Consider the following 9,872-nt stretch of genomic DNA (forward strand, 5'->3'; position numbering starts at 1 on the left):
ACAAGTCAGGTAAAAAATAAACTCATACTCTTCGAAAATCTCTTCAAACCACGTCAGCGTCGCCTTGCCGTAGGTATGGTTACTGACTTCGTCAGTTCTATCCACAACCTCAAAACAGTGTTTTGAGCTGACTTCGTCAGTTCTATCCACAACCTCAAAACAGTGTTTTGAGCTGACTTCGTCAGTTCTATCCACAACCTCAAAACAGTGTTTTGAGCTGACTTCGTCAATTTTATCCACAACTTCAAAACAGTGTTTTGAGCAACCTGCGGCTAGTTTTCTAGTTTGCCCTTTGATTTTCATTGAGTATCAAAAAGCAAGCCATTTTCGGCTTGCTTTTTTCATCTTTAAAAGTGATTGGTCTGATTAACGAGGTGGTAGTCCAAGGGCAATACGGCCATAGCGACTGATTCGTGTGATTTTCCAAGCAGGCGACCAGGTAACTTCAACCTTGACATCTTCGATCCCCTCGATTTGTTTCAGACCTGCAACGATTTCAATAGGCAGGCTTTCGGCACAATCACAGGCGGTGTCAGTGAAGGTCATGACAATCTTGCAGAGACCTGTTTCGTCCAGATTGATTTCATAGATCAGCCCTAGATTGTAAACATCCAATTCCACATCTGTATCAAAAACCTTCTCTAGTTTTTCGATAATTTGATCTTGCAAGGCCAAAGCACGGTCATTGATTTTGATATCCTCTCTCATTACAGTCCCTCCACATGATAAATATCCCCTATTTTCTCATAACTCTGACAATTTGGCAAGCTTTTGATGAATTTTCTGAAAAATATGATAAAATGAAGAAAATACGGAATCAAGGGGAAGTCTATGGAGCAGATTGGAAAAGTCTTTAGACAATTACGAGAGTCAAGAAATATCTCACTGAGACAAGCAACCGGGGGACAATTTTCGCCGTCTATGTTGTCCCGCTTTGAAACAGGTCAGAGTGAGCTTTCGGTGGAAAAGTTTCTATTTGCCTTGGGAAATATATCTGCCAGTGTAGAGGAAATTCTCTTTCTGGCGAGAGGTTTTCAGTATGATACAGATTCTGAGTTGAGAAAAGAAATCATAGATGTCTTGGATCCAAAGAATATAGCTCCTCTTGAGGACTTGTATCGCAAGGAGTATCAAAAGCATGTCCATTCTCAAAACAAACAGAAACATATTTTAAATGCCATTATGATTAAGTCTTATATGAAGAGCATGGATGATACGGTAGAGTTAACGGCAGAGGAAGGGAAAGTCCTTCATGATTATTTGTTTTCTACCGAGATTTGGGGAATCTATGAACTCAATTTATTTTCAGTCAGTTCACAATTTCTATCTGCTTCTCTTTTCACTAGGTATGTTAGAGAGATGGTACGAAAATCTGATTTTCTAATGGAAGTGTCTGGCAATCGAAACCTGTTTCACACTATACTATTGAATGGTTTTTTAGCTAGCATTGAGTGTGAAGAATTTACCAATGCCTCTTATTTTAAACGTGTTATCGAAGAGCATTTCTACAAGGAAAATGAGACCTATTTCCGAATTGTCTATTTGTGGGCGGAAGGTCTCCTTGATAGCAAGCAAGGCAGAGTCAAGGAAGGGCGAAAAAAGATGGAAGATGCTGTCCGTATTTTTGAGATGCTTGGCTGTAATAAATCTGCCGAATACTATAGAAAAACGACCGATTGTTGAATATCTGCAAACTAAGAAAATAAGTTAAAATTTGAAGCGATATAACTATTGACCTCTCTCGTGTCACTGGAGAACTTCTATCGTTTCTTTTAGCTCATTTTATTTGTTGCATATATTCAAAAGTTTTTCCTCTATAATTTCTAAGTGCTATACTATAGTCATACTTCACATAAAACTTCTAACAAGAAGGGAGATTATCTATGAAACTATTGTTCAGAAATCAAGCTTATCGTCTCTTGACTTTGTCACGCTTCTTCAATGCTTTTGGTGCTTCGATTTTCAACCTGGTATTTATCGTCTATGCATCGACCTTACCACAAGCATCTTTTGCTGTTGCTATGGCGAATATTGTCATGCTTCTTCCGACTCTCTTTACAGTTTTTGTAGGGATTCGGGCAGATTATACGAGGGATAAGGTCAAATGGATGGTCTATAGTGGTTTGTTTCAGGCGGTTTTATTTTTTCTGGCAGCCCTAGTTGTTCAGCAAGCTACTCTCTTTGCCTTTTCTAGCCTGTGTTTGATCAATGTCATTAGTGATGTCATCAGTGATTTTGCAGGTGGTTTGCGCATGCCTCTCATTAAAGAAAAAGTAGCTGAAGATGATTTGATGGAGGCTTACTCTTTTTCCCAGTTCATTACCTATATTTCAGCCATTGGTGGTCAAGCTTTTGGAGTCTGGCTCTTAGGTCTATCGGTCAACAATTTTTCCCTTGTTGCGGGAATCAATGCCTGCTTTTTCCTAGTATCAGCCTCTATTCTCTTTTTAGGAAAAAGCAAATTGAGCCTGTCAATGTCATCTGCTGATCGTGAAAACCTAAAAAATGAGAAGATTTCTATCAAAGACCAGTTCCTAACAATTTACCGAAATTTACGTCTCGTTTTTCTTAAAAGTGGACAGAAAAACTTTGGTTTTATGCTCTTTGCTGTCTTGCTTATCAATGCCTTGGGTGGCGCTTTGGGTGGAATTTACAATATCTTCTTTTTGAGCCATTCTCTTTTAGACTTTTCTTACACAGAGGCATTATTTATCAGTCAATTCTGTGCTTTGTTAGCAATCATCATTAGTAGCCTTACGGGCAATGATTATTTTGGGAAGCAGTCCTTGCCTAGATTGATGATGTGGGCTACCGTAGGGCTCACTCTAATTGGTTTGGCTAACGTATTCAATCAAGTCGTGCTTGGTTTGCTATTTCTATTTTTAACTCTGTATGTGTCTGGTAAAGTTGCTCCAAAGATTAATGCCATGCTCATGAAAAATCTAGCTCCAGAGGTTTTAGCTCGTACCAGTAATTTTTTAGGTTTATTATTTACCTTATCCATACCTGTGGGAACAGCTTGTTTTTCACTTGTTGCCGTATGGAATATACAGTTGACTTGGATGCTATTTGTTGGTCTTTCCTTGCTGGCTATTCTTTTGACATGTCTTAATCTCAAAAATGATATCTAAATCGTAATTTTTTCTCACTGTTTTAATCCCTTTATTTATGGTAAAATAAGACTATTAAGTTTAAAGAGGATTCCCTATGAAATTACAAAAACCAAAAGGAACGCAGGATATTTTACCTGCTGAATCTGCCAAATGGCAGTACGTTGAGGGCTTTGCCCGTGAGATTTTCAAGCGCTATAATTATGCAGAAGTGCGCACGCCTATTTTTGAGCACTACGAAGTCATCAGTCGCTCTGTCGGAGATACAACGGATATCGTAACCAAGGAAATGTACGACTTCTATGACAAGGGTGACCGCCATATTACTCTCCGTCCAGAAGGAACTGCGCCCGTTGTCCGTTCCTATGTGGAAAATAGACTTTTCGCCCCAGAAGTGCAAAAGCCAAGTAAGTTCTACTACATGGGACCTATGTTCCGTTACGAGCGTCCACAGGCAGGGCGTTTGCGCCAATTCCACCAGATTGGTGTTGAGTGTTTTGGTTCTAGCAATCCAGCTACCGATGTGGAAACCATCGCGATGGCGGCCCATTTCTTGAAAGAAATCGGTATCCAAGGTGTCAAATTACATCTTAACACTCTTGGAAATCCTGAGAGCCGTGCAGCCTACCGTCAAGCCTTGATTGACTATTTGACACCGCTCAAGGAGATCTTGTCTAAGGATAGCCAGCGTCGTTTGGAGGAAAATCCTCTTCGTGTCTTGGACTCTAAGGAAAAAGAAGACAAGGTAGCAGTAGAGAATGCGCCTTCTATCTTGGATTTCCTTGATGAAGAAAGTCAAGCTCATTTTGATGCTGTACGTCAGATGTTGGAAAATCTTGGAGTAGACTACATCATTGATACCAATATGGTGCGTGGTCTGGACTACTACAACCACACCATTTTCGAGTTCATCACAGAGATTGAGGGCAATGACCTGACAGTCTGTGCGGGTGGTCGTTACGATGGTTTGGTTTCTTACTTTGGAGGCCCGGAAACTGCTGGATTTGGATTTGGACTTGGTGTAGAGCGCCTGCTTCTCATCCTTGAAAAGCAAGGTGTGACTCTCCCTATCGAAAACGCCCTAGATGTCTATATCGCAGTTTTGGGTGAAGGAGCAAATGTCAAGGCCTTGGAATTGGTACAGGCTCTTCGCCAACAAGGTTTCAAAGCAGAGCGTGATTACCTCAACCGTAAGCTCAAAGCTCAATTCAAGTCAGCCGATGTCTTTGTGGCTAAAACCCTCATCACCCTAGGAGAGAGTGAAGTCGAAAGCGGACAAGTGACGGTCAAGAATAACCAAACCCGAGAAGAAGTCCAAGTGTCACTTGAGACAATCAGCCAAAACTTCTCAGAAATCTTTGAAAAACTAGGATTTTAATAACAGAAAAACTGGTCAGAAACCTACTCCTGACCTTTTTCTTTTGCAAAATGACAAAAATCATAAACTTTTTGACAAATATGCTTGTCAAAAAGAAAAAGATGTGTTACAATATAATCAAGTTAAGAGAAAAGGAGCAGGGAACGATTATGTGGGCATTAGGATTTGTACCTCTTGTGATTATGTTTTATCTCTATCATACCCAAAGGGTCAAGAAATTAGAGAATAAAATCAAAAGAATTGAGCAAAAACAGAAAGGAAATAAAGAAATGTCAAGATTATTAAAAGAATTGATTGGGAAAACACCGACAATCGTTGGACAAGTTTTTGGAACAGATAACTGGGAAGTTGTGGATGTTGATGAGGAATGGGTCAAGCTACGTCGTGTTAATAAAAAAGGAAAAGAAAAATTCAAACTACAACGCATTGAGGATATCCAAACTGTTGAATTTGACGGAAAGTAGGTGTGTGACATGCAACTAAAAAATCGTCTAAAAGAGCTTCGAGCTCGCGATGGTCTCAATCAAACCGACCTAGCCAAGCTGGCAGGGGTTTCCAGACAGACCATTAGCCTACTAGAACGGGATGAGTACACCCCGTCCATTATCATTGCCCTGAAAATATCTCAGATTTTCAACGAAACAGTCGAATCAGTATTTCGCTTGGAGGAGGACGAGTGATGAACAAGTATAAAGTGATTTATTATGTAGTTGCCATAGCTCTATTAGTCAGCGTATTTCTACTAATTGGAACAAATCTAGGATGGTTTGATCTCTATTACAGCGACCAATTTATCTGGGCCTATTTTGCCCTCATCCCAGTAATTGAATGGATTGAAAAGAAATCCAAAAATCTAGCAAGTGAAAAAGGAGAATGAATATGAAAAAGAAACGTAGATTGTTATTTTTGATGTCTATTGTCTTGGGGGGGTTCTTGGGCATGTTTGTAGGGATGTTTAAGGCACGTGTCGAATCCCACGAAATTATTTTAGATGTAAAAGCCTTGATGCCATGGATATCAGCTATTTGTTTACTGATAGGTTTCATTAGTATGTTTTTGACTTTCAATTTCTTAAAGAAAAGCAGAAAATTTCATTCCTTGTATCAAGAGGAAATGGATGACGATCTGAATGAAACCTATTATGTGCAAATGTACCGGAATCTTGAGTTTGGAACCATTGCTTTTAATATTACAGGTGTAGCGATTCCATTGGCTATTTTTATTTCATTAAGTGAGGTGATTATATTGCATACAAACCCTCAAACATTTTTCCTTTCTTTCTTACTCTTTGTGGTATTCTTAGTCGCTCAAAAATCTCTTTTTAAAACCATTGCGATTGTTCGTCAGTTTGATTTGGAATTTTTCGCTACACCAAAGGATGTCTTGAACTATATAAATTCTTATGATGAAGGGGAGCGTCAGGCTAATTTGGAACAGAGTTTTCGAATTTTATTCCAATTACACCAATATGTCTTACCAGCCTTATATATTTTTCTTATTATCATTTCTTTCTTGACAGGAGAGATTCAGTTACTAGCTTTCTTGCTTGTAGGAGCCATCCATGTTTATATCAATGTGATGCAGTTACCTATGGTAAAACGTTATTTCAAATAAAGGAGTTATTTATGAAATTACTTAAAAACCTTGGCTGGATTCTTCTAGCCCTTCTATCCTTTTTATTTATCTATGGCTTTATTCAGGGGCTCGCGACTGCGTCGCTTGCTTTAGGCGCTTCACCCTATGCTGTTACTCTACTCTATGTGGTCTTGGCTGGAGTATATGTGTACGGCATTTACAAATGGTATCAGAAAGCTCCTGTTTATATTGAGAAGAGCGGCTTTAACCGATTTATTTGGCTTCCTGCCTTGGTTTGGTTCTTATCTCTGGTCGTTCAATTCTTCTTGCCAGATGATCCTTCAGTAAATCAGCAAATAGCGACAGACTTGACCTTGTCTCAACCACTTTTCTCATTCTTTGCTGTGGTTATTTTTGCTCCTTTGACGGAAGAGATTGTTTTTAGAGGGATGTTAGCACGCTATCTCTTTCCTAAGCAGGACAATAGTAAACGAACCCTGATTTTTCTTCTGGTATCTAGTCTTCTATTTGCCTTGATTCATTTTCCAGGTGATGTGCAACAATTTTTTGTCTATTTTAGCCTTGGTTTTAGTTTGGGTTTGGCTTACATTAGCAGAAAAGGTCTGGTCTACAGTATTTCTCTTCACGCTTTGAATAATTTAGTCGGCTTTTTGATGATTCTCATGCTATAATAGAGTCAGGAGGTCACATGAAACGAGTAATTTTATTAGCAGTGATTCAGGCAGTCGTTCTATTTTTCATCATTGGAGCGCTAGCTTATGCCTTCAAAGGCGATTTCTTCTATAACTATCTAGCAGTTGTCTTTGCTCCTATTGCAGGTGTACTGCGTTTTGGGACGGCTTACATAACGGAAATTGTCTTGCCTCGAAAGGCAGCCGAAATCACTGAAAAGCGTAAAGCAGGCAACAATTCAAAATAAAAGAGTCCGGTGAACTTCATCGGATTTTTTGTATGGACGCTAATTTTTAGGGACTTTACCTGATTTTTAAAGACTGGCAAACTTTTCTGATGGATTTTCATGAAGAGCCTGCGCTTTTATGGTAAAATAGTAACAGAATAAAAGAGGAGAGAAACAATGAAACGTAGTATGTATGCTGGTCGTGTTCGTGAGGAACACATCGGAAAAGAAATGACCTTGAAAGGATGGGTTGGCCGTCGTCGTGACCTTGGTGGTTTGATCTTTATCGACCTTCGTGACCGTGAAGGAATCATGCAGTTGGTTATCAACCCTGAAAAAGTATCTGCAGAGGTTATGGAAACAGCTGAAAACCTTCGTAGTGAATTTGTTATCGAGGTGACTGGTCAAGTTGCTGCGCGTGAGCAAGCCAATGATAAGTTACCAACTGGTGCGGTTGAGTTAAACGTGACAGCTCTGACAGTACTTAATACAGCTAAGACAACCCCATTTGAGATTAAGGATGGTATTGAGGCCAATGACGATACACGTTTGCGTTACCGTTACCTTGACCTTCGTCGTCCAGAAATGTTGGAAAATCTTAAACTTCGTGCTAAGGTGACCCACTCTATCCGCAACTACTTGGATGAGTTGGAATTTATCGACGTAGAGACACCATTCCTTTCTAAGTCAACACCAGAAGGGGCGCGTGACTATTTGGTGCCATCTCGTGTCAATAAAGGGCATTTTTACGCGCTTCCTCAAAGTCCACAAATTACGAAACAGCTTTTGATGAATGCTGGTTTTGACCGTTACTACCAAATCGTCAAATGTTTCCGTGACGAGGACTTGCGTGGAGACCGCCAGCCTGAGTTTACCCAGGTCGACTTGGAAACGTCCTTCCTTACTGAGCAAGAAATCCAAGATATCACAGAAGGCTTGATTGCGCGCGTGATGAAGGAAACAAAAGGTATCGAAGTAACGCTACCGTTCCCTCGTATGAAATACGATGATGCTATGGCTCTTTACGGTTCTGACAAGCCAGATACTCGTTTTGACATGTTGCTTCAGGACTTGACAGAAGCGGTCAAAGGTGTAGACTTTAAAGTCTTTTCAGAAGCACCTGCTGTAAAAGCCATTGTGGTCAAAGGAGCTGCGGACAACTATTCACGTAAAGACATCGACAAGATGACGGAAGTAGCCAAACAGTATGGTGCCAAAGGTCTTGCTTGGGTCAAGGTGGTTGATGGAGAATTAAACGGACCAGTTGCCAAGTTCTTGACTGGTATCCAAGAAGAATTGACAACAGCGCTTGCTCTTGAAGATAAGGACTTGGTTCTCTTTGTGGCGGATACGCTTGAAGTGGCTAATGCAACACTGGGTGCCCTTCGTGGACGTATTGCTAAAGAGCTTGGCTTAATTGATAATGATAAGTTCAACTTCCTTTGGGTGGTTGACTGGCCGATGTTTGAATGGTCTGAAGAAGAAGGCCGCTACATGAGCGCCCACCATCCATTCACACTTCCACAGGAAGAGACTGCTCACGAATTAGAAGGTGATTTGGCTAAGGTTCATGCCATTGCTTACGATATCGTCTTGAACGGTTATGAGCTTGGTGGTGGTAGCCTTCGTATCAACCAAAAAGACCTTCAAGAACGCATGTTCAAGGCCCTTGGTTTCTCAGCTGAAGAAGCCAATGACCAGTTTGGTTTCCTTCTTGAAGCCATGGACTATGGTTTCCCACCACACGGTGGTTTGGCTATCGGGCTTGACCGTTTTGTCATGTTGCTTGCTGGAGAAGAAAATATCCGTGAAGTCATTGCCTTTCCTAAGAACAACAAGGCAACTGACCCAATGACACAAGCTCCATCAACAGTCGCTCTCAACCAACTAGAGGAACTCAGCTTACAAGTAGAAGAAGATGAAACAAGCAAAACGAATTAAGCGGTGGCGCTATTATCTGCGCCGCTTTGCTTATCAGATAAAAATTTTACGTGTCTTACAAAGTATTTCTCGAGAAAAGTATGATGAGAAGATTTCGGCCTCTCTGGTCTATGGTTTTTTATCAGCAGTAGCAGTTAATTTTTTTTTCCAACCAGGGCATGTGTATTCGAGTGGTGCAACAGGTATGGCACAGATTATCTCTGCCTTGAGTAATCACTGGTTTGGTTTTCATATTCCGATTTCGCTAACCTTCTACGCCATTAACTTCCCTTTGATGGTCTTAGCTTGGTATCAGATTGGCCATAAGTTCACCGTCTTTACCTTTATCACGGTATCTATGAGTTCCTTCTTTATCCAGTTTGTCCCTGTGGCAACCTTGACGGAGGATCCCATTATCAATGCCCTTTTTGGGGGTGGTGTTATGGGTTTAGGGATTGGTTTTGCTCTTCGAAACAATATCTCCAGTGGTGGGACGGACATCGTCAGCCTGACTATTCGCAAGAAAACGGGTAAGAATGTCGGTAGTATTTCTTTCTTGGTAAATGGAACTATCATGCTGATAGCAGGTTTGACCTTTGGTTGGAAATACGCTCTTTATTCTATGATTACCATCTTTGTCTCTAGCCGTGTGACAGACGCGGTCTTTACTAAGCAAAAGCGTATGCAGGCCATGATTGTGACAAATCATCCAGAGAAGGTAATTGAAAAAATCCATAAAAAATTGCACCGCGGAGCAACCATGATCCACGATGCAGAAGGAACCTATAATCACGAGAGAAAGGCAGTTTTAATTACTGTCATTACACGTGCAGAGTTTAATGAATTTAAACAGATTATGACACAAGTAGATCCAAGCGCCTTTGTCTCTGTCTCGGAGAATGTTCATATTCTGGGACGATTTGTTGAGATAGATAATTAGTGATTAATACTTTTCGAAAATCTCTTCAAA

At 40.5% G+C, this 9,872-nt stretch carries 13 protein-coding genes; 11 read left to right on the forward strand and 2 right to left on the reverse strand.

The genetic code is table 11. The annotated features are described in order from the left end of the window. On the reverse strand, window positions 1–303 hold a 303-nt coding region (locus tag HT715_RS12085), incomplete at its 3' end, for a hypothetical protein (RefSeq protein ID WP_240149859.1). Window positions 304–366: 63 nt separating this feature from the next. Continuing rightward, on the reverse strand, window positions 367–708 hold the full coding sequence (locus HT715_RS09760) for a metal-sulfur cluster assembly factor (protein WP_001206380.1): 342 nt from the start codon (window positions 706–708) through the stop codon (window positions 367–369). 123 nt (window positions 709–831) lie between these two features. On the opposite strand from HT715_RS09760, the gene HT715_RS09765 reads away from it, so the two are divergent. The 11 genes from HT715_RS09765 (at window position 832) to HT715_RS09815 (ending at window position 9,842) form a co-directional block, all read left to right on the forward strand. Next, entirely contained in the window at window positions 832–1,683 is an 852-nt protein-coding gene (locus HT715_RS09765) for an Rgg/GadR/MutR family transcriptional regulator (protein WP_172922934.1), read from the forward strand. Window positions 1,684–1,883: 200 nt separating this feature from the next. Further along, on the forward strand, window positions 1,884–3,131 hold the full coding sequence (locus tag HT715_RS09770) for an MFS transporter (RefSeq protein WP_138701917.1): 1,248 nt from the start codon (window positions 1,884–1,886) through the stop codon (window positions 3,129–3,131). Between the two features lie 76 nt (window positions 3,132–3,207). Continuing rightward, window positions 3,208–4,488 (forward strand): histidine--tRNA ligase, encoded by a 1,281-nt coding sequence (hisS, locus tag HT715_RS09775; RefSeq protein ID WP_000775895.1) that lies wholly within the window; start codon window positions 3,208–3,210, stop codon window positions 4,486–4,488. Then, window positions 4,488–4,952 (forward strand): hypothetical protein, encoded by a 465-nt coding sequence (locus HT715_RS09780; protein ID WP_025170602.1) that lies wholly within the window; start codon window positions 4,488–4,490, stop codon window positions 4,950–4,952. Before hisS ends, HT715_RS09780 begins: the two co-directional genes overlap by 1 nt. Window positions 4,953–4,961: 9 nt before the next feature. Continuing rightward, a complete protein-coding gene (locus HT715_RS09785; protein ID WP_001176227.1) occupies window positions 4,962–5,168 on the forward strand; it encodes a helix-turn-helix transcriptional regulator in 207 nt (68 codons plus the stop codon). Further along, window positions 5,168–5,365: a hypothetical protein gene (locus HT715_RS09790; RefSeq protein ID WP_001046136.1), complete on the forward strand. Its 198-nt coding sequence runs from the start codon at window positions 5,168–5,170 to the stop codon at window positions 5,363–5,365. Before HT715_RS09785 ends, HT715_RS09790 begins: the two co-directional genes overlap by 1 nt. A 2-nt stretch (window positions 5,366–5,367) precedes the next feature. Next, window positions 5,368–6,102 carry a DUF3169 family protein gene (locus HT715_RS09795; RefSeq protein ID WP_000730279.1) on the forward strand — a complete coding sequence of 245 codons (735 nt, stop codon included), beginning with the start codon at window positions 5,368–5,370 and terminating at the stop codon, window positions 6,100–6,102. Between the two features lie 11 nt (window positions 6,103–6,113). Next, window positions 6,114–6,755 carry a type II CAAX endopeptidase family protein gene (locus HT715_RS09800; RefSeq protein WP_000771243.1) on the forward strand — a complete coding sequence of 214 codons (642 nt, stop codon included), beginning with the start codon at window positions 6,114–6,116 and terminating at the stop codon, window positions 6,753–6,755. 17 nt (window positions 6,756–6,772) lie between these two features. Next, a complete protein-coding gene (locus tag HT715_RS09805; RefSeq protein WP_000832183.1) occupies window positions 6,773–7,003 on the forward strand; it encodes a hypothetical protein in 231 nt (76 codons plus the stop codon). A gap of 156 nt (window positions 7,004–7,159) precedes the next feature. Next, window positions 7,160–8,923 (forward strand): aspartate--tRNA ligase, encoded by a 1,764-nt coding sequence (gene aspS, locus HT715_RS09810; RefSeq protein WP_000830859.1) that lies wholly within the window; start codon window positions 7,160–7,162, stop codon window positions 8,921–8,923. Beyond that, a complete protein-coding gene (locus HT715_RS09815; protein ID WP_138700034.1) occupies window positions 8,901–9,842 on the forward strand; it encodes a YitT family protein in 942 nt (313 codons plus the stop codon). Before aspS ends, HT715_RS09815 begins: the two co-directional genes overlap by 23 nt. Window positions 9,843–9,872: the final 30 nt, after the last annotated feature.

The organism is Streptococcus sp. 4155, from assembly GCF_013276695.1.
Taxonomy (GTDB): Bacteria; Bacillota; Bacilli; order Lactobacillales; family Streptococcaceae; genus Streptococcus; species Streptococcus pseudopneumoniae.

What these genes read in the sequence shown, in the direction of transcription:
- HT715_RS09815 (WP_138700034.1), top strand. Translation starts at nt 8,901, where the DNA reads ATGAAACAAGCAAAACGAATTAAGCGGTGGCGCTATTATCTGCGCCGC.
- aspS (WP_000830859.1), top strand. Translation starts at nt 7,160, where the DNA reads ATGAAACGTAGTATGTATGCTGGTCGTGTTCGTGAGGAACACATCGGA.
- HT715_RS09805 (WP_000832183.1), top strand. Translation starts at nt 6,773, where the DNA reads ATGAAACGAGTAATTTTATTAGCAGTGATTCAGGCAGTCGTTCTATTT.
- HT715_RS09790 (WP_001046136.1), top strand. Translation starts at nt 5,168, where the DNA reads ATGAACAAGTATAAAGTGATTTATTATGTAGTTGCCATAGCTCTATTA.
- HT715_RS09785 (WP_001176227.1), top strand. Translation starts at nt 4,962, where the DNA reads ATGCAACTAAAAAATCGTCTAAAAGAGCTTCGAGCTCGCGATGGTCTC.
- HT715_RS09800 (WP_000771243.1), top strand. Translation starts at nt 6,114, where the DNA reads ATGAAATTACTTAAAAACCTTGGCTGGATTCTTCTAGCCCTTCTATCC.
- HT715_RS09770 (WP_138701917.1), top strand. Translation starts at nt 1,884, where the DNA reads ATGAAACTATTGTTCAGAAATCAAGCTTATCGTCTCTTGACTTTGTCA.
- HT715_RS09760 (WP_001206380.1), bottom strand. Translation starts at nt 708, where the DNA reads ATGAGAGAGGATATCAAAATCAATGACCGTGCTTTGGCCTTGCAAGAT.
- hisS (WP_000775895.1), top strand. Translation starts at nt 3,208, where the DNA reads ATGAAATTACAAAAACCAAAAGGAACGCAGGATATTTTACCTGCTGAA.
- HT715_RS09795 (WP_000730279.1), top strand. Translation starts at nt 5,368, where the DNA reads ATGAAAAAGAAACGTAGATTGTTATTTTTGATGTCTATTGTCTTGGGG.
- HT715_RS09765 (WP_172922934.1), top strand. Translation starts at nt 832, where the DNA reads ATGGAGCAGATTGGAAAAGTCTTTAGACAATTACGAGAGTCAAGAAAT.